This window comes from Aliiglaciecola sp. 3_MG-2023, from assembly GCF_030548205.1.
Lineage (GTDB): Bacteria > Pseudomonadota > Gammaproteobacteria > Enterobacterales > Alteromonadaceae > Aliiglaciecola.
Map to the genome: position 1 here is coordinate 232,203 of NZ_JAUORV010000005.1, position 22,102 is coordinate 254,304.

Annotated in this window: 22 protein-coding genes and 1 tRNA gene; 10 read left to right on the forward strand and 13 right to left on the reverse strand. The window is 41.0% G+C overall.

All coding sequences use genetic code 11. The features are described 5' to 3' along the window. The first annotated feature begins 6 nt into the window (after nucleotides 1–6). The gene (locus Q4574_RS07640; protein WP_252729294.1) at nucleotides 7–1,437 is read left to right on the forward strand and encodes an aldehyde dehydrogenase family protein; all 1,431 of its coding nucleotides are present in this window, start codon (nucleotides 7–9) and stop codon (nucleotides 1,435–1,437) included. A 266-nt stretch (nucleotides 1,438–1,703) separates the two neighbouring features. Here Q4574_RS07640 and Q4574_RS21490 read toward each other — a convergent pair whose 3' ends face one another. Then, nucleotides 1,704–2,222 carry an MFS transporter gene (locus tag Q4574_RS21490; protein ID WP_368411638.1) on the reverse strand — a complete coding sequence of 173 codons (519 nt, stop codon included), beginning with the start codon at nucleotides 2,220–2,222 and terminating at the stop codon, nucleotides 1,704–1,706. Further along, nucleotides 2,223–2,372 carry a multiheme c-type cytochrome gene (locus tag Q4574_RS21495; protein WP_354667880.1) on the reverse strand — a complete coding sequence of 50 codons (150 nt, stop codon included), beginning with the start codon at nucleotides 2,370–2,372 and terminating at the stop codon, nucleotides 2,223–2,225. A 237-nt stretch (nucleotides 2,373–2,609) separates the two neighbouring features. Here Q4574_RS21495 and Q4574_RS07650 point away from each other — a divergent pair, with 237 nt between their 5' ends. After that, a complete protein-coding gene (locus tag Q4574_RS07650) occupies nucleotides 2,610–4,163 on the forward strand; it encodes an amidase (protein WP_303473195.1) in 1,554 nt (517 codons plus the stop codon). 28 nt (nucleotides 4,164–4,191) lie between these two features. Here the strand turns inward: Q4574_RS07650 and Q4574_RS07655 are convergent, their stop codons facing one another. The 4 genes from Q4574_RS07655 to Q4574_RS07670 are packed head-to-tail and all read right to left on the reverse strand — an operon-like array spanning nucleotide 4,192 to nucleotide 7,876. Beyond that, entirely contained in the window at nucleotides 4,192–4,968 is a 777-nt protein-coding gene (locus Q4574_RS07655) for an alpha/beta fold hydrolase (RefSeq protein WP_303473197.1), read from the reverse strand. A 7-nt stretch (nucleotides 4,969–4,975) separates the two neighbouring features. Further along, a complete protein-coding gene (gene pcaF / locus Q4574_RS07660) occupies nucleotides 4,976–6,181 on the reverse strand; it encodes a 3-oxoadipyl-CoA thiolase (RefSeq protein ID WP_368411639.1) in 1,206 nt (401 codons plus the stop codon). Continuing rightward, entirely contained in the window at nucleotides 6,178–6,996 is an 819-nt protein-coding gene (locus Q4574_RS07665; RefSeq protein ID WP_303473200.1) for a CoA-transferase subunit beta, read from the reverse strand. Before Q4574_RS07665 ends, pcaF begins: the two co-directional genes overlap by 4 nt. Before the next feature lies 1 nt (nucleotide 6,997). Next, a complete protein-coding gene (locus Q4574_RS07670) occupies nucleotides 6,998–7,876 on the reverse strand; it encodes a CoA transferase subunit A (RefSeq protein ID WP_303473202.1) in 879 nt (292 codons plus the stop codon). Nucleotides 7,877–8,023: 147 nt separating this feature from the next. Here Q4574_RS07670 and Q4574_RS07675 point away from each other — a divergent pair, with 147 nt between their 5' ends. Next, complete coding sequence (locus Q4574_RS07675; RefSeq protein ID WP_303473204.1) at nucleotides 8,024–8,803, forward strand: IclR family transcriptional regulator C-terminal domain-containing protein; 780 nt, start codon at nucleotides 8,024–8,026, stop codon at nucleotides 8,801–8,803. A gap of 50 nt (nucleotides 8,804–8,853) precedes the next feature. Here Q4574_RS07675 and Q4574_RS07680 read toward each other — a convergent pair whose 3' ends face one another. Further along, nucleotides 8,854–9,753, reverse strand: a complete 900-nt coding sequence (locus tag Q4574_RS07680; RefSeq protein ID WP_303473206.1) for a LysR family transcriptional regulator — start codon at nucleotides 9,751–9,753, stop codon at nucleotides 8,854–8,856. A gap of 102 nt (nucleotides 9,754–9,855) precedes the next feature. On the opposite strand from Q4574_RS07680, the gene Q4574_RS07685 reads away from it, so the two are divergent. From Q4574_RS07685 to Q4574_RS07700, 4 genes are all read left to right on the forward strand, one after another. After that, on the forward strand, nucleotides 9,856–10,971 hold the full coding sequence (locus tag Q4574_RS07685; RefSeq protein WP_303473208.1) for a muconate/chloromuconate family cycloisomerase: 1,116 nt from the start codon (nucleotides 9,856–9,858) through the stop codon (nucleotides 10,969–10,971). A gap of 15 nt (nucleotides 10,972–10,986) precedes the next feature. Continuing rightward, on the forward strand, nucleotides 10,987–11,265 hold the full coding sequence (gene catC / locus Q4574_RS07690; RefSeq protein WP_303473210.1) for a muconolactone Delta-isomerase: 279 nt from the start codon (nucleotides 10,987–10,989) through the stop codon (nucleotides 11,263–11,265). Between the two features lie 30 nt (nucleotides 11,266–11,295). Beyond that, nucleotides 11,296–12,231 (forward strand): catechol 1,2-dioxygenase, encoded by a 936-nt coding sequence (gene catA, locus Q4574_RS07695; RefSeq protein ID WP_303473212.1) that lies wholly within the window; start codon nucleotides 11,296–11,298, stop codon nucleotides 12,229–12,231. Between the two features lie 303 nt (nucleotides 12,232–12,534). Then, a complete protein-coding gene (locus Q4574_RS07700; RefSeq protein ID WP_303473214.1) occupies nucleotides 12,535–13,290 on the forward strand; it encodes a nidogen-like domain-containing protein in 756 nt (251 codons plus the stop codon). 339 nt (nucleotides 13,291–13,629) lie between these two features. On the opposite strand, the gene Q4574_RS07705 is transcribed toward Q4574_RS07700, so the two are convergent. Further along, on the reverse strand, nucleotides 13,630–14,121 hold the full coding sequence (locus Q4574_RS07705) for a hypothetical protein (protein ID WP_303473216.1): 492 nt from the start codon (nucleotides 14,119–14,121) through the stop codon (nucleotides 13,630–13,632). A gap of 146 nt (nucleotides 14,122–14,267) precedes the next feature. Continuing rightward, nucleotides 14,268–14,489, reverse strand: a complete 222-nt coding sequence (locus Q4574_RS07710; protein ID WP_303473218.1) for a hypothetical protein — start codon at nucleotides 14,487–14,489, stop codon at nucleotides 14,268–14,270. Nucleotides 14,490–14,757: 268 nt separating this feature from the next. Between Q4574_RS07710 and Q4574_RS07715 the strand changes: the two genes are divergently transcribed. Next, nucleotides 14,758–16,392 (forward strand): hypothetical protein, encoded by a 1,635-nt coding sequence (locus tag Q4574_RS07715; protein WP_303473219.1) that lies wholly within the window; start codon nucleotides 14,758–14,760, stop codon nucleotides 16,390–16,392. Nucleotides 16,393–16,485: 93 nt separating this feature from the next. Here the strand turns inward: Q4574_RS07715 and Q4574_RS07720 are convergent, their stop codons facing one another. Then, nucleotides 16,486–17,667 (reverse strand): hypothetical protein, encoded by a 1,182-nt coding sequence (locus tag Q4574_RS07720; protein ID WP_303473221.1) that lies wholly within the window; start codon nucleotides 17,665–17,667, stop codon nucleotides 16,486–16,488. 464 nt (nucleotides 17,668–18,131) lie between these two features. Between Q4574_RS07720 and Q4574_RS07725 the strand changes: the two genes are divergently transcribed. Next, nucleotides 18,132–19,562: an IS1182 family transposase gene (locus tag Q4574_RS07725; protein WP_303473223.1), complete on the forward strand. Its 1,431-nt coding sequence runs from the start codon at nucleotides 18,132–18,134 to the stop codon at nucleotides 19,560–19,562. A gap of 239 nt (nucleotides 19,563–19,801) precedes the next feature. Here the strand turns inward: Q4574_RS07725 and Q4574_RS07730 are convergent, their stop codons facing one another. Next, nucleotides 19,802–20,251, reverse strand: coding sequence for a hypothetical protein (locus Q4574_RS07730; RefSeq protein ID WP_303473225.1), 450 nt, complete (start codon nucleotides 20,249–20,251; stop codon nucleotides 19,802–19,804). A gap of 451 nt (nucleotides 20,252–20,702) precedes the next feature. Here Q4574_RS07730 and Q4574_RS07735 point away from each other — a divergent pair, with 451 nt between their 5' ends. After that, a complete protein-coding gene (locus Q4574_RS07735; RefSeq protein WP_303473227.1) occupies nucleotides 20,703–20,999 on the forward strand; it encodes a hypothetical protein in 297 nt (98 codons plus the stop codon). A gap of 94 nt (nucleotides 21,000–21,093) precedes the next feature. On the opposite strand, the gene Q4574_RS07740 is transcribed toward Q4574_RS07735, so the two are convergent. Together Q4574_RS07740 and Q4574_RS07745 are read right to left on the reverse strand one after the other, a co-directional pair. After that, a tRNA-Arg gene (locus tag Q4574_RS07740) sits at nucleotides 21,094–21,170 on the reverse strand. A 261-nt stretch (nucleotides 21,171–21,431) separates the two neighbouring features. Continuing rightward, nucleotides 21,432–22,016, reverse strand: coding sequence for a TetR/AcrR family transcriptional regulator (locus Q4574_RS07745; protein ID WP_303473229.1), 585 nt, complete (start codon nucleotides 22,014–22,016; stop codon nucleotides 21,432–21,434). Nucleotides 22,017–22,102 lie beyond the last annotated feature (86 nt).

Sequence of the window (22,102 nt, forward strand, 5' to 3'; positions counted from 1 at the left end):
ATATAAATGATGCTCGATAAATCTCAATATATCGCGGGCAAAATAGTAAAAGGTCCAGTCTTACATGAAGTGATTAACCCTGCGACGGGGTTGAAAACGGGGGTGATACATGCCGCCACAGCTAACGAGGCCAATAATGCGTTAATCGAAGCTCAAAAATGCTTTGTAAATTGGTCTAGTACCGCTGTTGCTGAGCGGGTTGAATGGATGATGAAACTAAAACAAGCCATTATTAACAATGAACATGAATTACGCATGTGTGTGCATTTGGAAATGGGGAAAAGTTGGAGTAGCACTCAAGGCGACTATCAAATGCTAATCGATAGTCTAGATTACTACGCAGACCTGATTAGTAATAGAAAGCACAAGCAAATTCTGGCTAAAGATGGCAAAACTACACATACAATTATGGATGAGCCAATTGGTGTGGTCGCGGCTTTTCTAGCGTGGAACTTTCCATTGTTAAATTTAGCCTATAAATTGGGTCCAGCAATGGCTGCGGGATGTCCAATTGTCATTAAACCTTCAATCAAAACGCCACTGTCAGCCTGTTTGATTGGTGAGTTGTGTGCGTCAATCAACCTACCTGCAGGTGCAGTAAGTATTGTATGTGGTGATGATATTGAAATTGGTGATGCTATTTCAACGTCGACGATACCCGCGTTAATCACGCTAATTGGTTCAACCGAAGTTGGAAAGCATGTTATTGCCAAAGGCTCTACATCTATTAAAAAATATTCAATGGAGTTGGGGGGAAATGCACCCGTTCTCGTTATGCAGGATGCTGATATTGAACTGGCAGCAGATATTGTTGCAACGTTAAAAACAGAAAACGCTGGCCAGATTTGTGTCGCCCCTAATCGTATCTTTGTTCATAAAGATGTCCATGACCAATTCGTGGAAGCGTTGAAGTCTAAATTTGAGGCGAAAAATGTGGGTTTTGACCGTGAAGAGGATATAGATATGGGGCCTGTTATGGATACAGGTGCGTGGTCAAGAATCGATGGGTTAGTGAAAAAAGCAGTCCATCAAGGAGCTACAGTCGTAACCGGCGGCGGACGACCCGAAGGACTCTTAGAGGGATCATTTTATGCGCCAACTCTATTAACAGGAGTCACTAATAATATGGATATTTGTAGAAATGAAATTTTTGGGCCTGTTGCTAGTATTATCGCTTTTGATGAATTGTCTGAAGTTATCACCCAAGCGAATGATACGGATGCCGGTTTGTCTTCGTATATTTTCACTGAAAACTATGATGTCGCTAATAAAATAGCACGACAACTTAGATTCGGTGAGGTACACATTAACAGTGTCAATTATGCTATAAATTTACCGCATTGTGGATTAAATCAATCTGGAGTAGGGGTAGACTGCTCCGAATTGGCATTGGATGATTATTTTGCCACTAAACGCATCTCTGCTTTAAAACACTAACGCTGATATTTTCTTTCTCAATTTTTGACACTGCTGGAGCTGTTCCTCGAGGAAGCTCTAGCAGTGTTAACGTTGACAACACTTCTATTGGAATAACCACAATCGCAGCGCTGGCCTTTAATTCGCATCAATTGGCCATGGTGTATCGACGTTTACGCTATGATCAAATACACCTAAATACTTCCATTTTAAGACCGCCTAGTTAAGGACACCTTTACTTTCTTGACGGTTTAGCATTTTATCTAAACGTTATTTTAACTTTCCTATTATTTGTCAATGTTCTGTTTACGCCAAATTACCCTTAGGTATATAACTGAACACAGTGCCTGAACAAGTACGATATAAACTAGGCTTTCAGGTAACAGTGTCGAAATCCCCGACACTACCCCTGCGATGGTAAATTGAGTTGCACCAAACAACGTCGCCGCAGTCCCACTGTTTTGTTTGAAATAATCCATATAACAACTTTGAATATTAGGGGTAATTACTCCCAATGAGCCAATCGCTACTATCATTGATGTAGCAAACATCCAAAGTGGGGGCTGCAGACTAGTTAGTAGGAGAAGTACGACTAAGGCTACCCCTTGTAACGTCAGGCCCCAACGCAAAATTTGCAATGCGGGAAAATGATTTAACAAACGGCGGTTACTAATGTTAGTGACTATTATTAGCAAAACCTTTGCACTGAGTAACGCAGAAAATTGCGCCGGACTAACTGCAAAATGGTGCTGATATATAAATGATGCGTGGGTTAAAAAACAATTAATACTGAAAACGTCAGGGATTCAATGTGAATAATGCTCTGCCTCAACGCCGGAAAAGTCACCCAACACACTATGTTTGTTGGCGATGGCCATCGCCTTTGCATGGTCTGATTGATTCCAATCTGACACTGCTTGTTGATGGCAAGAGACACAATCGCCTTTAGCTGTTATTTACACATCTTATTTTAAATTAAAGAATTCACCTTGAGAGCATAAATAGCTGATTTATAGCTTATATATTTGTTTTTTAAATTATAGTATTTTGGAATTGCGTATTGGTAAACCTAACAAGTCGGAATCTACCGTCATTATTGCGTCGGAATAGGATTAATAATTTGAGTCATAGTATTCAGTGCTTTCAACGAGTTTGAAAGTGCGATGTATAACCGGAAACTTAAGTGGGAAAGTATGAGTGAACTAACAACGAATAAGACTATAAATTCCTCACGCCGCGCGTTTATGGCAACGTCAGGTAAATTAGGTGCAGCGCTTATTACCACAAGTTTAGGTGCGGGGGCATTCGCTAAGACAAAGTTAAAGCAGAGCACATCGATAACCGAACTCTCGGCCAGTTCCCTTTCGAAAGCTATTAAAAGTCGACAAGTTAGTTGCGTTGAAGTTATGCAGGCTTATTTGTCTAGAATCGAGAAGTATAATCCGATTTACAACGCCATAGTGAGTCTACGAGATAGCGATGAGCTTCTTGCTCAGGCTAAAACTGCAGACGCCGCACTAGCAAAGGGTGAATATCATGGCTGGATGCATGGCATGCCGCATGCAGTTAAAGATCTCTCTGATGTAACTGGAATAGTCACTACCAGTGGCTCGCCGATCCTCAAAAGCAATCTGGCAAAAGCGGACACCATTTTTGTTGAAAGGTTACGCAAACAAGGCGCTATTTTCATTGGCAAAACCAATGTGCCTGAATTTGGCCTCGGCTCTCAATCCTACAACAGTGTATTTGGCGTAACCCGTAATGCGTATAACCCAGCACTGTGTGCGGGTGGGAGCAGCGGCGGAGCAGCAAGTGCTTTGGCTTTGCAGTTACTTCCCGTTGCAGATGGCAGCGATATGATGGGGTCTTTAAGAAATCCTGCTGCATACAATAATGTTATCGGCTTCAGGCCAAGTCAGGGGCGTGTTCCCTATAAAGATAAGAATGGATTCTACCAACAGCTCGGCTATGAAGGGTCAATGGGTCGAAATGTTGAAGATACTAGGTTATTACTAGAAACAATGGCTGGTTATGATGCCCGCGTTCCCCTTAGTTTGCGTGATTCATTAGCAGCCAGTCGTCCTGCCAATTTGTCTGAATTTAAGGTTGGATGGATGGGGGATTACGATGGGCATTTAGAGATGGAGCCTGGTATTCTTGATATGTGCACATCGGCATTATCCGGCCTTAATGGTGAAGGCCTGGTGGTTGAGGATTGTATTCCTAATTATGATTTTAATCGTCTATGGCAAACTTGGTTAACATTGCGTCATTGGACTATTGCTGGCGGTGCTAAAGGACTCTATGACAATCCTAAATTTCGAGCTTTAATGAAGCCCGAAGCCGTCTGGGAGATTGAAGGTGGTTTAGACATAACTGGCTTGGAAGTTTATAAAGCAGGTATGGCTCGCACAGATTGGTACAATTCACTATCTACACTATTTTCCAAATATGACTTTTTAGCCTTGCCATCGGCCCAAGTGTTCGCTTTTGATGCTGATTTGCACTGGCCGAAGAAGATCAACCAGAAATCAATGGAAAGTTATCACCATTGGATGGAGGTTGTAGTGGGCGGAACACTATCTGGCTGCCCAGTGATAAACCTCCCGGTTGGGTTTGACGCCAAAGGTCGAGCCATGGGAATACAAGTGATGGCGCCCATGGGAGAAGACGCCAAACTGCTTGATTTCGCTGCTGCATACGAAGCCAAAACTGACTATTTATCTATACGGCCTAGCTTAAGCTAGGCTGCCTTCGTATGGAACTGCAGGTAAGTTAAATCAGTTTACCCAAAACGGTTTTGGTTTGTTCCGAGGCTTCAACTGATGGTACATGGCCGACATTTTCAAGTTCGATAATGTCGTTTTCGCCCATTAATTTAGCTAATTCTCGAACCAATTCAGGGGGGGTGGCAACGTCGTCTTTACCAGCGATGAAGGTAAGCGGTATATCAATAGAGTGGAGTAAAGTAGTTTGGTCGCGTTCGCCTAACCATTCGCACAATAGGCCATATGAGCGATCATCAGTGGCAGCTAAACTTTGTTGCCATTTTACTTTTAGGCTTGGATCACGTTCAGTGGACTTTGGACTAAACCAGCGCGCGACTATGTCTTCACTCATCTTTTCTAAGCCAATGTTTGCAACATTATCTTTGCGCTCTGCCCAACCTTCAGCACTACCAATTTTGGCACCTGTGTTGGTTAGCGTGAGGCTGAGCAAACGACTGGGATGATGTATCGCAAGTTGTTGACCGATGGTTCCGCCAATGGATGTTCCTGCATAATGGAAGGTATTAATATTGAGATCGTCACAGACTTTAAGGAGTTGATTAACTAGGTCGAGCTCGCTTAGGTGAGCGGCACTTTCAGCCACAGGCTGACTCTTTCCATGGCCGGGTAAATCCCATCTGAGAACATAAAAGTCTTTCGCCATTGCTTGGGCAACGTCATCCCACGCATGTAAATTCATGCCCAGAGGGTGGCCTAAAACCATTGCTGGGTTTGCGGGATCACCTGCTACTTCAAAGTGTGTCATTGGTTCGATATTATTCATAATTTACCTAAGCTCTCTCAATTAACATTGCAATGCCTTGGCCTACACCAATACACATTGTGCACAGAGCATATCGTTGCTGAGTTTGTTGTAGTTGCATAGCTGCTGTTTGCACTAAGCGCGCTCCCGACATGCCCAATGGATGTCCTAGGGCAATAGCACCGCCATTGGGGTTAATACGCTCGTCGTTATCTTGTAAACCGAGCTCGCGAATGCATGCTAATCCTTGGGCCGCAAAGGCTTCATTTAATTCAATGACCGCAATATCTTGAAGTTTAATTTTGGTTCTAGCCAGCAATTTCTTGACCGCATTGACCGGCCCCATTCCCATAAATGCTGGATCAACACCCGCGGTTGCCATACCGATTACGCGAGCAATAGGTTGTAAGCCATAGTTGTTAACCGCAAGTTCACTGGCAACAAGCATTGCTGCAGCTCCGTCATTTATACCCGATGCATTGCCCGCGGTGACGCTACCATTTTCCCGAAACGGCGTTTTTAATTTTGCTAAATCGGCTAATGTAGTTTGTGGGCGTAAATGTTCATCATTAAGTATCTCAACGGCATCACCACGTCTAGGTTGGTAGATAATCGGCGTGATTTCTTTGGCAAAACGGCCTTCAAGCTGTGCCCGGTTAGCTTTTTGTTGTGACTCATAGGCGAATATGTCTTGATCTTCCCGAGAAATTTTATAGCGTTCAGCCACATTTTCGGCTGTCTGTGGCATAGTTTCAGTGCCATATAAGCGGTTAAGCTGAGGATTCACAAAGCGCCAACCCATGGTGGTATCTTCAAACTTCTGGGCGCGATCGAATGCATTCCCCGCCTTTCCCATAACAAATGGGGCACGAGACATGGACTCAACACCGCCAGCAAGATAGACGTCTGCTTCAGAACATGCAATGGCTCTGAACGCGGTGCCAATGGCATCCATACCCGAACCACATAGGCGGTTAATGGTTGCAGCAGGCACGTCAACGGGCAAACCAGCCAGTAGGGTAGACATACGAGCAACGTTACGGTTGTCTTCACCGGCTTGGTTTGCACAACCAAAAATAGCATCATCGATGCGTGTTGTATCTAATTTAGGGGTATCAGCGATAACCGCTTTAATCACTTGAGCTAGCATATCGTCAGGTCTGACGTTTGCCAGCGCACCGCCGTAGCGGCCGATGGCAGAGCGTTTAGGAGAACAGATAAAAGCCGACATTATACTGCTCCTTGAGCACTATGAGCGCGCGCTGTTTTTTCTTTTAATGTACGCAAAACATCCAACTCTTGTGCATTGGGAGTGGGTGTGGTGGTGACGGATTCTAAAAACTTGATAGGCCAACCTGTGGCCGCTATTACTTGTTCTTTGGTGACACCAGGATGCAAGCTGACAACCACCAATTCTTTGCTGTCAGGATCAGGTTTAAGAATACATAAATCGGTAATAACAACAGTCGGGCCTCGACCTATTTGCGGATGTTGATCGCGAACTTTACCATCGCGGCCAAAGCCCACGGTGGTCACAAAATCAACTTGCTCCACAAAAGTACGCGTAGAGTGTTTCACTGTGATAAACACTTCTTTGGCGTTGGTGGAAATCTCGGGTGCGCCGCCGCCACCGGGTAAACGAACCTTAGGGTTAGCGTAACTTGTTTTGCCTTCTTTTACAGACGAATCATCCTTTGCTGCAATAACGGTGGTGTTTAGGTTTGCGTATTTATCTATTTGCGCTGTCCCTAGAAAACCAACATCAATGTGCCCACCTTGTAACCAGTATCTAAACATTTCGGGTACAGAAACCGTAGTAAGTGCTGACTCGCACAATTCACCATCACCAATAGATAGAGGTAAAATTTCAGGTTTGGTTTGAATTGTACCTGATTCATAAATTAGGGTGATGTCGGGTGCGTGGGTCATGCGGGCTACGTTCGCCGCTTCGCTGGGTAAACCGATCCCCACAAAACAGGTCATATTATTCGACAGCGCGCGAGCTGCGGTCACTGTCATCATTTCAGCTGGGGTATAATTGGCTGTCATCTTAGTTTGCTCCCGTTTGCAGAATTTCGTCTTCTAACCATTGATTGAAACGCTCTCTGTCTCTGCTGATCGCATCCCAGTCTAGATAATATTGATTATCCCGTTGATAGTAACCATGGGCATAGGAAGGGTGAGCGCCTTTAGGAGCAACTGCAATTTGGTCAACGGTCCAGCCTGGCAACACACAGGAGTTTGGTCCAGTATTAAGGTCATCAACTATTTCTTCAACGGTGACAATGCTTATTTTTGAACTCAATACGACTTCTTTTTGCACACCAACAATACCTTCTATTAGTACATTACCTTGGCGATCTGCTTTTTGAGCATGAATAATACCGACGTCAGGTTTTATGGCGGGAACACAAGCTAGTTTTTCGCCGGTGAAAGGGCAGGTAACTGAGGAAATAGCGTCATTCACATCGGTGAGTTCACTGCCTATATAACCCCGAAACACCGCCATTGGCAATCCAGCGGCACCGGCTTCATAGGCGTTGGCCATCGCTGCGTGGCTATGCTCAACAGATTCTAAAGCATTGGGATAATTATTTTGAAATGCATCACGAACACGGTGTAAAGAACCTACTCCTGGATTACCACCCCACGAGAAAATCAGTTTTTTGGCGCATCCCGCTCCCACCAATTGGTCATAGATCAAATCAGGCGTCATTCTTATAAGGGTTAAATCACGTTTTTTCTGGCGAATAATCTCATGTCCTGCGGCAAAGGAAATAAGGTGAGTAAAGCCTTCTAACGCAAGGGTATCACCATCTTTAACCGATTCGGATATTGCTTGTTGGAGTGAATTGAAAATAGCCACTTTTGCCTCTTGTTCGTAATACGAATTAATATTCAATATGCGAACAATATAATGTATGCTCACTATACCGTCAAGTTCTACCTGTTGATCTGGGTATTAAAAACAAGTTGTCATAATGATAAAACGGGTTTTAATGGTTTGGATTAGATAGAATGTAATAAGCTCTAAAAAATAAATTAAAGCGCGTATAACGCGAATGAAGCATCGCTAATGAATGAAGAAAAAATATCTGTAGATAACCGAGATTATGTGGGCGCATTAGCCTCAGGACTTGAAGTGTTAAGCGCCTTTGATGTGCAGCATAAAAAAATGACCTTGTCTGAAGTCGCGCAAATAACTGGAATGGACCGAGCCAAAGCTCGTAGGCTGCTATTGACCCTGCACGCCCTAGGATACATTGCTAAAGAAGGCCGTCAGTTTATGCTAACACCTAAGGTATTGCGCCTTGGCTATGCATTTAACGCCACTAATGATCACCTAGACGTAGTGCAACATTATTTGCAGTCGGTCACATCAGAGCTCGGTGAGTCTTGCTCATTGTCGATACTCGACAATGGCGAAATTATTTATTTAGTAAGGTCGTCGGCTGCTCATCGTTTAATGTCAATTAATATCACCCCAGGAACCAGATTGCCCGCCGCCTATACGTCTATGGGAAGAGTGTTACTTGCCGAGTTATCGACAACAGAGCAACAAGAATGGTTGGCAACCGCACAGCTGCATGGGCATACAGACAAGAGTATTCTAGATAAAAATACCTTCATTCATATGCTCAAAGAAGTGAAGCAACAAGGCTATTGCGTGGTTGACCAAGAGTTGGAATTAGGACTTAGATCTGTCGCCGTTCCTGTGTTTGATTATCAGGGGAAGTTGCTTGGTGCAGCAAACATAAGCACTAACTCTCTTAGAGTGTCGATGGATAGCCTAATTAATAAATACCTGCCGGCATTAAAAGAAGCGGCACAATTAATTACCGCCCACGCAAAATAGGGAAATTGGCATAACAGAATCGCTAAATTAGACTAGCGAGTATGGTTTATTTAGTTATGCGAGTCGCTTTTTTGCTTTTCTACCAGCTCATCAAGGATCACTGAGGCTGCTTGCATAATGTCGTTATAGGGTTCTTTGCGTCTGCTGCAAATTACCGGACTGGTAATACTTTTATCTTCTAGTTGAACAAAGACTACATCATCTCGACTTAGACGATTAACCTGTTGCGGCACTAAGGCCACCCCCATTTCGGCTGCGACTAACGCCAATGCGGTTTGAATATCATTTACCTGCTGAGCAATGCGCAGGTTTAATCCATTGCGGGCAAATAAGTCAATACAAATATCCGCAAAATTAGGGCTTTGACCCGCCGGATATAAAATCATTGGTAGTTTTGCCAATTCGGCCATCGTCAGCGTTTTCGATGCTAAAGGGTGCTCTTTGTGGAGGGCCACTAACATCGGTTCTTGGAATAGTGTGGACTGTTCTATTTCTGGATCATTAATGTAAATGCGGCCCAAACCGATATCAATTTTGCCCGCTTTTAATGCGTCTAATTGATCCCGGGTTTTAAGTTCATACAAAATGACTTCCACATTGGTATTTTGCCTTAAGCGTCTGACCATAGTGGGAAATTGACCGTAAAAAACCGAAGGAACAAAGCCAATTCCAAACACCGTTTTGCCACTTTGCGCCACACGTCGAGTATCTTCAATGGTGACCGATACCTTGGATAGAATCTGTTTAGCATGCTGCCAGAAGTACTGCCCGGCAGGTGTTAAAGCCAGTCCACGGGGCTGTCGCTCAAACAAAATAACCCCAATTTCCTCCTCTAACTGTTTGATTTGTCTTGTTAAAGGTGGTTGGGCGATAAAGAGTTTTTGAGCAGCCCTGGTTAAATTCAACTCTTCTGCTACTGCACAAAAATAACGTAAATGCCTTAATTCCATCATACCTCCAAGGTATTGCTTACTACTAATTCAATATTGGTAACGACACAAAATAGCATTTAAATTAAACAAACTTTAACTGCAGGGTAACAAATTTCTAACATGAGTAAGATTACAAGTATCAACACCTTTATTGTGGACATTCCGACAATAAGGCCCCATAAACTGTCGATGACGTCGATGTCAGTACAATCTATGGTAATTGTACGTATAAGTGACGATAACGGTCTTGAGGGTATAGGTGAAGGCACTACTATTGGCGGATTAGCCTATGGTCCTGAAAGCCCTGAAAGCATAAAAACGAATATCGACAAGTACATTGCTCCCCTTATACTCAGCAAACCGATAGACAGCATCAATGCCTTTATGCAACTGCTTAATCAGTCTGTTCGCGGAAATTATATTGCAAAATCGGCAATAGAAACAGCCTTACTCGACTTACGAGGAAAGCAATTGGGCGTGCCAGTCTCCGAATTACTAGGAGGAGCTTGTCATCAAAAATTAGACTGCCTTTGGGTTTTGGCCTCTGGTGATACGGAAAAAGACATCGCCGAGGCGCAAAAAATGATTGCGCAGAGAAGACATTGCCACTTTAAAATGAAAATTGGTGCTCGGGCTGTGGCAGACGATGTTGCACACGTCAAAGCGGTTAAACAGGCACTGGGCAGTGATATCAGTATTCGTGTTGACGTCAATCAAGCATGGAATGAAATTAATGCGGTCAAAGGTATGCAGGCACTGCAAGATGCCGGTATTGATTTGGTGGAACAGCCAACCCCTGCAAAAGATTATGCCGCACTTGTCAGATTGTCTGAAAAATTCAATATTCCCATTCTTGCCGATGAATCAATTGCAGACAGCCAAGACGCTTATTTATTAGCGAAACAAGGATTCTCAGGTTCAGTTGCACTCAAAATAGCTAAAGCAGGTGGACTTAAAGGCGCTCTAGATGTTGCTGCAGTATGTGCCGCATCCGGGATAGATGTGTATGGCGGTACTTTGCTTGAAGGTTCCATAGGCACTGCCGCAGCATTACATGCATGGTCAACCGTACCTAATATGCAATTTGGGACCGAAATGTTCGGCCCCTTATTGTTGCAAGATGATTTTACTAAAACTCCCCTTAAATACCGAGACTTCGGGGTCGAAATCCCCACTTTGCCGGGTTTAGGCTTAGAGATAGACGAAGACAAATTCACTCAATATGTGCGTAAGTAGCGCGAGGATACCAATATGTTATTTCAAGTAAATATGACCGTCATTCCACCAAAAGATATGCCTAAAGAGCAATTTGATGAAATAAAAGCAACAGAAAAGAAATATGCCGAGCAGCTTCAGCAGCAAGGTATTTGGAAGCACCTTTGGCGCGTTGTGGGGCAGTATGCCAATGTTAGTATTTTTGAAGTAAAAGATAACGCGCATCTCCATGAGATTTTGATGGGGCTTCCTTTATATCCCTACATGGAAATGACAGTGACACCTTTGTGCAGTCACCCTTCATCTATCCATTAATCATAATCAATTAGCGTACTTGGAGATTTTATGAGCGTTAAAACAATGCAAACAGAAGCAGTACAAGCTCTATTAAAAAAAGCAGCAGGCCTAGATAAAGAAGGTGGCAATCCGCGCTTTAAAAACATAATGCATCGTTTTTTATCAGACATATACCAAATGATAGAAGACTTAGATATTACCCCAGAAGAATTTTGGCAAGGTGCGAACTACTTAAATGAATTAGGCACCAATAAAGAAGCTGTTTTATTAGCCCCAGGCCTTGGTTTCGATCACTATTTAGATATTCGTGAAGACGCAAAAGATGAATTAGCAGGGATCGCGGGTGGTACGCCACGCACAATCGAAGGCCCACTTTATGTTGAAGGTGCACCCATTATTCAACAAGGTGACAAGATGGACGATGGTAATACACCTGGCCAAGAAATGCTGTTGCATGGTTGCGTTAAAGACGAGCAGGGCAATCCACTTGCCAATGCCATGGTCGATATCTGGCATGCTGATACCAAGGGGGCATACTCATATTTTGATCCAAGCCAAAGTGAATTTAACTTACGTCGCAGAATTCGTACCGACGAAAACGGCCAATACGTAGTTCGCTCAATAGTGCCTAGCGGCTATGGCTGTCCTCCAGGGGGTTCAACCATGAAAGTCCTGGAAAACTTGGGGCGTCATGGCAACCGACCTGCCCACATACATTACTTCGTTTCAAAACCCAACTTTAAACACCTAACTTCGCAAATTAATTTAGCCGGTGACGAATACACATTTGATGACTTTGCCTTTGCCACCCGTGAGGAGCTGGTTGTAGATGCAAATCCAGTAAACGACGCCAAGTTAATCAGTGAGCATGGTTTTAAAGGGGAATATTTGGATGTTGAGTTTGACGTAACCTTAGTCAAAACCGACGAAGAAACCATCCAACAAGCGCATCCCCGTGCCAGAGTATCTTTAGAACAAGCGTAAGCTTGTTCTTTGTTAACCCCCCTACAGTTTACAAAAAGAAGATTATTAAAATCTCGGGAAGTAAACGACGTTGAGCCTAAATTAGGCTCTTTTTTTGTACGTGATATTTTGCCAGTCATGATTCGTCCGCTTTCTTATTGACTTCTCAGCTTTCCCCATTTTTGTGATTTTTAACCTCTTGTGTTGTCAGTATTTTGTACCAATTAGATTTACTGCTTATCAAAATTGAAGCAAAAACAAGATGTTAATATTTGGCCTATGTGTTGCTTAAGCCTTTAACCACAGCACATTTAAGGAAAAATTATGCGATCAAATAAAACGTTTACAGCATTATTCAGTACTCTAGTTCTAGGACTCAGTTTAAACGCACAGGCCAGTCTTATCCCAAATTGGTATAACGACTTTGGTACAGAATTAACTGACTTAACTGATGAAGATGATCTATATCAAGAGGTAGCTTTGAGTCCTATAATGAGTGTCTACGGAGCCTCATACAACAGCGTTTCCGTTAATACCAACGGCTCTTTAAATTTCACTGAAACCACAGATGACTATGATGTTGGCGATGAATTTGAGGATGATTATGGAGTGTCAATTGCGGCTTTTTGGAGTGATCTAGACCCAAGCGAAAATGACGATGCTCGCATTTTTCAAAATACAAGTGTTTTTGATGGTCAGAATGCTTACATTTTTACTTGGTTTGAGATTCCAGATTATGAAGACGAGGACTTGTTAAACACATTTCAAGCTATTATTACCGAAAGTGGCGATATTCAACTCAATTTTTTATCGTTGGATGGTGTAGATCCAGATGAACATCCAGACGAAGGTGTAGTGGGTATCTCTGATGGTTCAGGTAGTAATTTTGACTATCAAACAATGGATACTTGGGATTTTCCTCGCAGTGAGTTTTCAATCGGTTATACATGGGATGGCAACGACTACACAAGAAGTGAATGGTCTTGGGATCAACCGGTTGCAGTTTCTGAACCATCAACACTTATAGTATTGAGTCTTGGCCTGCTTGGTTTAGCGAGATTGAGAAGCAACAAAAAGTAACTTTTTAAAGGGGCGATGACAACATGTCAAAGCCCTATTTTCCATCTACAAGTGTGTAATTTTGCTGGGTACTTCTTCATCTTTAGCTCGTTAGTTTTTGATATTATCCCTCCAACAAAGTGTTTTGAATAATTAGACCATTACACTTTATGCTTCTCGCTGTGAAGAGCGACGCTATAAGTAAGTGTGAACTTTGCCTGTCTTCTGATTCATGGCAGTATTCCAGTAAGTGTTTAATATCATGTTCTGTAAGGTTGTCATACGCACAAGAAAGCTCCTTTTCTTGTCTGAGTTTATGCTTCGATGTCAAAGCGTCATTTTTATTTTGAGAGGACTTATTCACTTTTTGGCCTCTTTGTTCATTGCATGCTTTACTGCAGCTCGGCTTTCTGAAGTGAAACTTATTGTGCGCGCAAGCACTGTTGCAGGAAGCTTCCCAGTGAATAGGCGCGCTTGAATGCGGTCAGGTGCGTATTCAAAGAACAATGAGATATTGTAAATTACGTCTTTTTTGGGGGACAAATGTAAAATAGAATGAAGTGAATAAAGCCAAGCACGCTGTTCTATGTTGGATATGCCCCCTCTAAGCTGTTTTTTGACTGAAGGCGTTAACCCACAAATCAGAGGCATCCAGCCTTCGAAAAACAAATCTTTGTTCTCTTTGGAAAAAGTCGTCAACCTGAACATTCTGTTCAGCAAACGCAATCGAGCTTCACTTATTTTTCGTTCATTGTGGAAGTGAAAGACGAGTTGAGTGAACTCAAACGCTGGCAGCGCTGTGGGATGGCAAGCCAAGACGGTGGAAGAATTTTCAAATTGTAAGTTTTTCATACATAACCTCAACAACAATAATTTTTAATTTTCTTTTCTGTTGTTGTGAGGCTCTATATGAGCTAACTGTAATTATATACAGTATATTTGATTGTGGTCAATAACTATTTTTTGATAGGTCTATTTGCAACACTTCTGCTGAACGGTTAAGTTTTAGAAACGACTGTTATCTTGACTTCTTTGTTTCTTAGCTGGAGGTTCATTAATTCCTCCTCCGTAAGTTGTTCCGCTGCTGCCCTACCGATCTCCGCCCAATTCTCAATAACTTCGGTGGGTGATCGAGGCAGGCGATCAAAATATGCAATTGCAGAATTTATCAATGAGTCATCAAGCTGAATCTCTTTAGTCTTTTTAATATTCTTCGACATTAACTTTCTCCTTGTTTTTAGGAATAAGTACCTCGGACATCGTAGGCTGGAAAACACCTACCCGAGGTAGTGCAGTTATAAAAGGAACAGGTATGGACTGCAAAAGCAGTATGACAGAGAAGTTAATATCGAACAACCCATTGAATAATAACAAATTTATCTTGAATGTCAATATTGATTAATACTTTCCCCTCGTTTATAAATAACAGGAAAAGAAAGTTCTGATAGGTCTTAAATCTGGAATTGAAAACTGAACAAGGCGTGTATGATGAAGTGTGATTGCAAACTTCTTAGTGTTTCAACCATTAGCGAACTAAAAGAGCTCTCGTTCGAGGACTTTAGCGATTGTGTCTTATGTGATAAGTGTGATGTTTTATCGATAGGTGAATTAGCACGCAATATTGGTGTAACTAGGCTTGAGGCGAGGCGTATTAATAAGTCTTCAAGCGACAATTATACTCAGGCTTTAATACACGCGGGATGTGATAAAGAGCTTATATTCGCATTATCCTCAAAAAATTGTACAAAGTTTTTCCTAGAAAATCCTCAAAGGCTTAGAGAATTGATGGAGGCTTGTGCTGAACGCAACAAATGCTCGATAAAAAAACTCAGCCAAAGGATGCTTTTGAACTGTCCAATACTCAAAGCACTTATACCCTCTCAATTAAGACTTACATCTGAATTAAAGGCTAAAGTTTTTGAAAATACTAGCATGATCCAATGCTGTGATGTGCTTCCCCATCGTTATTTCGATCGATATCCACTTCAAGCTAGAGAAGAATTTGAGGCACTAAAGAAAAGAATCTGCATGATAAATAAATGGCCCACTGTAGAAAAAATTAGAAAAGATTCAGTTGGTAGAAAAATGATGGATCACTTCGGTAATAGTGTGAGCAAAATGTGTAACCATTTTAATGAAGTGCACTTTCAAACACACACTGCCGCCCAAGGTAACCTTAATCACTTGGATTATGTAAAGGCATTGATAATTGCAGCAGTTAAAAGAATGGGAGGAAGTCTAAATGAATTGCCTAGTATTACTTTGAGAGAATTGGAAAGATTCACTAACGGTTCTGTTGCCTCCGCAAGTTCCAGAAATCATAAGACTAATTTTGCATCTCTATGCATTCAATTATTCCCAGAGTACAAATTTTCGCCATATCAATTTACCGGAGGCGTAGAGAATTTTCATTGGGTTAACCAAAGGGGTGAGCTTATGAAGGAGAACATCAGAGATGCTGTCTTATGGCTGGTCACGCAAATTACCTCAAAGGAAGAGCATGGCGCTGATCTTGATATGATCCGCTTTTTAAAAAAAGCTGACTTCGTATCACACGGATTGTCATACATTGCCAACTTGCCAAATTATACTTTAGCGGAAGTTCTGAGCTTGTCATTTCCCGAACTGGATTTTTCCGATTTTAGGCGCTACGGAAATGATGATTGTGGCGAACGCCTATATCATTTATTGCACGACTACTTCGATCCCCAAAAAAATATCTTAATTTCTTGTTTGGAAGATAAGCTTTGTTTTGGTCAAAGCGGGACTTGTTATCTCAGAACTGATCTAGTTATTAAGTTTCCTGAACATAAAGTTCACTTTGAAGTTCAAGGACCGCAACATATTGATGAGGTTCATTCGATTCATGCAAATTCGAGATATTCTGATTCTTTCGAGAGACAAATAAAAAACGATAGAATAAAATTTGATCATCATCAGTCAAATAAGAACATCATTATCTATTTAAAACCAGAGCAATTGACAAATACTGCGGTGCTTGCAGAGACTAAGCGGCAAGGTTTCGATATTGTAAATGGAGAATACATTCCAATTTCTAAGAAAAATTTAGCAAATTATCTAATTAAGGGAGGATTTTTGTCATCCGAAGTTTTTGCTCATTGAACTCACAGCCATTAGTGGACATTGGCAAAGTAGGAAAAAAGACTCTATCAAAGCTATTTCGAAGATAAGTGCGTAGCCAGCTTCGCAGAGCCACTATAATTTACTGTCAATGTCTTGAACGTAATTGACAGGGCTTAAATTAAAACGTATGTGAAAGGACTCTCCATCATCATTAAGAAACTTAAAGGATTCTTCAAACGTGAGGACGTTCATCCGACACTCTCTATATGCAGCCATATCAGCCTTGGAACGAACTAGTCTCGGAGAAATGTCGTTACGACGATGCCAGGCATATCTTTTAATTAAGGGGGATTCGTCAAAAGTTTCTGTGCAATCTTGTAATTTTTCCCTAGTATCATCAGATGCCGAGTACAAAATAACAATTGTTTCGGAGCCATCAATTTTGACTAAGTGATGATGGCTACTTTCTTCCAGAATAAAACTGCTGTCTGTTTGAAGATAAACGGGATTTTTGTCATTATTCTTCAAGAGTATTGTCAAAACAAAATCATTTTCATCTACTACAAAACCTTCGATGTAGGGTATTTGAAATTTATTCTCCTTTACAATTCTTATAAACTCTATAGCAACTATAAGACCATAAAAAGCCACTGAAATTACTATAAAAAGAATACCAATACAGAAAACCTTAAACTGATTCTTATAGTTTTCAATATTATTTTTGTAGTATTTAAAAAAGAACATTCCCGGCCATAAAAACGAAAATATAAGGACAAGCGACATTGTTGAAGTAAACGTCATAACGGATTGTTCTGAAATGAAATTACTCAATTTATAAAAAACAAAAAGAACCAGCGGCATTGATAATAACCAATGAGCTAGAGTGTAGAGTAATACAGAGCAATATCTTTCGCTCTTTCCATGAATTTTGTCAAATAAGGATATTAATATTAAAAATATAAAAAATGATGGGAGAACGACCTTAGTAAATTCATTAAGCGACATGATGAGAGAAAATTCACTCAATATGGAAGGTAACTCAGGAAGTGGCACTTTCGTAACATCATAATTTTCGCAGGATCTAAGTAAACTAACAAAGGTAAACAGAAATATTCCTAGAATCCATTTGGTCACTGTTACTGACAGAAAAATATTAACTGCCAACATAACATAGCCATTCAGTTTGTTTTGATAGGATTTTAGTTTATTGGATCTGAACAATAATAAAATTGTTGTTTGAAGGTAGCAAAAAAAGAGATTCACTACAGATACTAATGATTTGTTTACCATTTCTGTAAAGTCATTCTTTTCCATAACTATCCTTACTGATTATCATTAAAATCACAATACAATGATGGTTATTTACACGAATAGTGTATCCCTGCGGATTAAAGCGATTTTCCTAGAATGTGACATTTGATAAAGCCAGCAATCTATGCAATTTAGCCCTTTCTGGATCAATTTCTACATTAACATCTCCTCCGACTAAAAAGTAAACATATTAGAGGAAGATCGTCATACCCTTAAAAACCAACGGCTGAAAATCGCTCCTAGTTGCTATTCAATTGTCACAGCGCCAACGGCACCTATACGTACACAGCAGCCATTCAAACTTCCCAGCTTGAGTGGCTGCTATTGGCACAGACTGTGTAAAAACTATTGATCACCTTTTGGCCTAAGAACAAGCTACTTATGATCAATCAGTCTTAGCCACCGATCCAACTTTATGGCCTAGTTTAGTATAATAAAATGGTAAGCCAAATCAGAGGAAATCTGCAATGTCTCACCATATTATAGGTCAATCAAGACACCAGTCGACGCTCTTCCCAGAAGCAATTGATGACTTTGTTACCGAAGACAATCCAATAAGAGTCATCGATGTGTTTGTAGACCAACTTGATTTACTCGCACTTGGTTTCGAGGCTGTTAATGCTAAGTTAACCGGCCGTACAGGCTATCATCCATCCACGATGCTGAAACTCTATATCTACGGTTACTTAAATCGCATTCAATCATCTCGTCGATTAGAAAAGGAAAGTCACCGTAACGTTGAATTAATGTGGTTACTCGAGCGTTTAAGACCTGATTTTAAAACTATCGCCAACTTTAGGAAAGATAATGGCAAGGGGATTAAAAATGTCTGCCGCAAGTTTGTTGAGTTATGTCGTCAACTCAACATGTTTGACGAGTCGGTCTTCGTCATTGATGGCTGTAAATTCAAGGCAGTGAACAACAAATCAAAAAACTATACACCTAGCAAAGTCCAGTTCCATATCGACCGAGTAGAGAAAAGTATTGAAAAATACCTAAGTCAAATGGACGCCAAAGACGGGGATGAAAAGGATATCGACACCACAGTATCATCTTCAAAATTAGCATGGCTTGAAGCGCGTTTAATTGAACTTAAAGCGCTTGATGAAGAGGTCAACGAACATCCTGACAAGCAAGTATCACAAACGGACCCTGATGCACGTTTAATGAAAACGCCTCACATGGAAAGACAGGTCTGTTATAACGTGCAAAATGCCGTGGACACTAAGCATCACTTGATTGTTGAGCACGATGTCTCCATGACAGTAGACAGAGGACAACTCACCGTAGTGGCAGCGCAAGTCCAAAAAACGTTGGGTAAGAAAGACATCACCATCATCGCCGATAAGGGCTATTTTAGCCGCAACGATATCAAAGCGACACAAGACTTAGGCATGACCGCAAACGTACCACAAACCGATACATCAGGCTCAGCCAAAAAAGGCATATTCAACAAATCGTTATTCAAATACGATAAAAACAAGGATATCTATACATGTCCTGCGGGCGAAGAATTACCACATCGCCGCAATGTGACGGAAGACGGTCTTGAGCAAAAAGTATACGTTAACCATATTGCTTGCCGAGATTGTACTATAAGAGCTAAATGCACAACGTTATTAAAAGAACCAAGAAAAATGAAACGCTGGGTTCACGAAGAGGTGATAGACGCCATGCAGCAGCGGCTCGACGATAATCCAGACACACCCGTTCTGAGAAAACAAACCGTAGAGCATCCATTTGGAACGATTAAAATGTGGATGGGTGCGACACACTTCTTAATGAGAAGTAAAAAGAATGGGAGTATCGAAATGAGCCTAAATGTATTGGCTGACAACCTGAAACGAATGATGACCATAATGGGAACAACTGGATTGATGGAAGCCATCAGTAAATAAAGGTGAATTCAGCTTTCATTTACGCCAAAAATCACGTTAAAACATCATATTTGTCATTATCGACCGACCTCAGCACCACAAAACCAATATGCTGTGCTAACGCTAATAATCGGTGACTAAGTTATTTGACAGATCGGGTATCACATATGACGGAGTTGGGTAGCGGCATTCTTAGTTTTTACACAGTCTGGGCATAAACTTCACCGTCAGGGTAACGCCCAAATCAACACATATACAGATCAGCGCCCTCTATCAACAGTAATAATTGCATCTCCAACGCAAAATTCTAAATCATCTCCTTTTTTCAGATTCAAACTAACAATCACACTCGACGGTACAGCAACAGTCAGTTGGTTGAGAAAATTTGTACTAACTCTGACTGTGTCAGGTACTTTATCTAGGTCTATTGGTTTTGACATTGTGTCTTTGTCCATTTGGCATAGCAAATCGACTATAGATTTATTTTCTTTATCGATTACGTCCTGTATATGGTCATCATTAGCCACAACGGCAAGATCTAATGTTTCCATTTTATTAAACTGTTTCTCAAATGCCTCAATCAGTATTGCAAGAATTTCTAGTTCGTCATATTCTGGAGTGCCTGGAACCGAATTCCACAGTTGATTGACTCGGTTCAGCGCCTTTTGATTATCAGCCTCATTTCTTATGGGTTTGATATTCATACTCATGATTTTCCTTCGTTATTTGTTGATGAGTTTCGTTTGTCTTCTTTAGTTTCTGTGGCATCAATCACTGAGCTTAATGGGACTTCGTAGGTTCTGCCATTTATGTTGAAAAAATAAAAAGTCTGTGTCAGCTAAGTAAAGTTCGTATATGAAAAGTGTCTACAGTTTTAAGGGAAGATCATAGGACATTAAAGAGTTTTATGGAAGCAACTGAGCTGTTCGAATTTAAGGAGGAGATTACGTCAAAGGGTGGTGTGAGAGTGGTTTATAAGTTGGGAAAAATTACAGAGGGTACCCATTTATAGCTTGTAACTGAGTAGCGAAATTACAATTTTTATAAGGAAGGTGATGAGGTGTTACTTATTAAGTCTTCAAACTAGAATCCTTGAAACTTATTTAGTTTCCATTGTACTAAATTAACAAACATCAAAAGTAACCTAATAAGAGCTTAAATATGAATCAACAAAATTTTATTGCTTCTTGTTTCTCGCAACTTGTTGAGACCTTTGAGAATGCAAAATGTCGTAAAAAAGATGATAAGCAAAAGCATAGAACTGAAGGTTTTATTCAAGCTGGTAAAGCACTTGGTTTATTGTCACATAGTGAAGCTACAGAGTTGATGGAGAAGGCTCATCATCAGGTATTTGGGGAATCAATCAAATCTAGAAAATCCCGTAAAGCAAATTTGAAAGAAGCTATTGAACAGGGTGACACAGATTTTATAAATATCCCAGCATGCGAACGGAATTAGGCTAGTTTAAATTAGATATAAGTTTATTTTGGTCACAATCTGGTCACAGAAATATAAAAGTTAGTGCGCACTACTAGTTAAAGTCTTTAGTAAATGGCGCACCCAGCGAGATTCGAACTCACGACCTCTGCCTCCGGAGGGCAGCGCTCTATCCAGCTGAGCTACGGGTGCGCTGGAAGCAGGCATGATCTTAATGAAAACCTAGGAATTTTCCACTGTTATTTTTAATTATCCGATGGATGCTGAATGTTTTTCATTGGATTTGTGCGATATGGTGTTTTTTTGTTCTGAATTTTCTGTAGTAAACGCTTACTTACAAAAAATGGAAGAGGGATTTGTTTCGTCTTGCTTAATTAGGTTGGTAAAACAAGACGAAATTAGCCAGTGTGCCTCGTTGTCATTTCTGAAATGGGCATTTCAATTTAGAGATTCTTAACACTCAAAAGCAGTACAGAAAAATTCTAGGGTGGTATAAAGTTTGTCTTCGTCAGATTCAGATTTTACCGACAGGGCAATGCCGCCCATAAGTGTTATTAAAACATCGGCCAACTCCTCTGGATTTTCTGACCCTAATTTTTGCAAACGATTTTGTAAGCTTGTTTGCAATTCCTTTTGCAGTTTAGATATCTCATTCAGTATGGATTTGTTGCGGCAAAAAAGGTGTCCTTGCAAAATTAAACAACCGCTTCTGCGATTCTCATTTAGGTAAAATTCGAGGCTCATCTCCAGGCTATTTCTAAACATCTCGCTGGGATTTTGAGAGTCGGCTAGCATCTTCTCTAGTCGTTCCCAAAATTGGTCTTTATAAAACCCTAACGCTGCTAAAAAAAGATCTTCTTTATTGCCATATGTGGCATAAATTGATGTGGCGGTGGCATTTAGCGTGGCACTTAATTCAGCCACTGAAACATTCTCAAAACCGTGATCTTGGAATAACGCTAACGCTTTTTTTAGGCCTTCTTTTCGGTCTAGTTTTCTTGGTCTTCCTCGTACTGTGGAATTATTTGTATTATTCACTACAAAATCCTGACCATTGATAGTTTTAATAATTGTATTAAACGCTACAAAAACCTATTTTACAAGGCTCATAGGTGTATTTTAAT

What these genes read in the sequence shown, in the direction of transcription:
- Q4574_RS07640 (WP_252729294.1), top strand. Translation starts at nt 7, where the DNA reads ATGATGCTCGATAAATCTCAATATATCGCGGGCAAAATAGTAAAAGGT.
- Q4574_RS07650 (WP_303473195.1), top strand. Translation starts at nt 2,610, where the DNA reads ATGAGTGAACTAACAACGAATAAGACTATAAATTCCTCACGCCGCGCG.
- Q4574_RS07655 (WP_303473197.1), bottom strand. Translation starts at nt 4,968, where the DNA reads ATGAATAATATCGAACCAATGACACACTTTGAAGTAGCAGGTGATCCC.
- Q4574_RS07665 (WP_303473200.1), bottom strand. Translation starts at nt 6,996, where the DNA reads ATGACAGCCAATTATACCCCAGCTGAAATGATGACAGTGACCGCAGCT.
- Q4574_RS07675 (WP_303473204.1), top strand. Translation starts at nt 8,024, where the DNA reads ATGAATGAAGAAAAAATATCTGTAGATAACCGAGATTATGTGGGCGCA.
- Q4574_RS07680 (WP_303473206.1), bottom strand. Translation starts at nt 9,753, where the DNA reads ATGGAATTAAGGCATTTACGTTATTTTTGTGCAGTAGCAGAAGAGTTG.
- Q4574_RS07685 (WP_303473208.1), top strand. Translation starts at nt 9,856, where the DNA reads ATGAGTAAGATTACAAGTATCAACACCTTTATTGTGGACATTCCGACA.
- catC (WP_303473210.1), top strand. Translation starts at nt 10,987, where the DNA reads ATGTTATTTCAAGTAAATATGACCGTCATTCCACCAAAAGATATGCCT.
- catA (WP_303473212.1), top strand. Translation starts at nt 11,296, where the DNA reads ATGAGCGTTAAAACAATGCAAACAGAAGCAGTACAAGCTCTATTAAAA.
- Q4574_RS07700 (WP_303473214.1), top strand. Translation starts at nt 12,535, where the DNA reads ATGCGATCAAATAAAACGTTTACAGCATTATTCAGTACTCTAGTTCTA.
- Q4574_RS07705 (WP_303473216.1), bottom strand. Translation starts at nt 14,121, where the DNA reads ATGAAAAACTTACAATTTGAAAATTCTTCCACCGTCTTGGCTTGCCAT.
- Q4574_RS07710 (WP_303473218.1), bottom strand. Translation starts at nt 14,489, where the DNA reads ATGTCGAAGAATATTAAAAAGACTAAAGAGATTCAGCTTGATGACTCA.
- Q4574_RS07715 (WP_303473219.1), top strand. Translation starts at nt 14,758, where the DNA reads ATGAAGTGTGATTGCAAACTTCTTAGTGTTTCAACCATTAGCGAACTA.
- Q4574_RS07720 (WP_303473221.1), bottom strand. Translation starts at nt 17,667, where the DNA reads ATGGAAAAGAATGACTTTACAGAAATGGTAAACAAATCATTAGTATCT.
- Q4574_RS07725 (WP_303473223.1), top strand. Translation starts at nt 18,132, where the DNA reads ATGTCTCACCATATTATAGGTCAATCAAGACACCAGTCGACGCTCTTC.
- Q4574_RS07730 (WP_303473225.1), bottom strand. Translation starts at nt 20,251, where the DNA reads ATGAGTATGAATATCAAACCCATAAGAAATGAGGCTGATAATCAAAAG.
- Q4574_RS07735 (WP_303473227.1), top strand. Translation starts at nt 20,703, where the DNA reads ATGAATCAACAAAATTTTATTGCTTCTTGTTTCTCGCAACTTGTTGAG.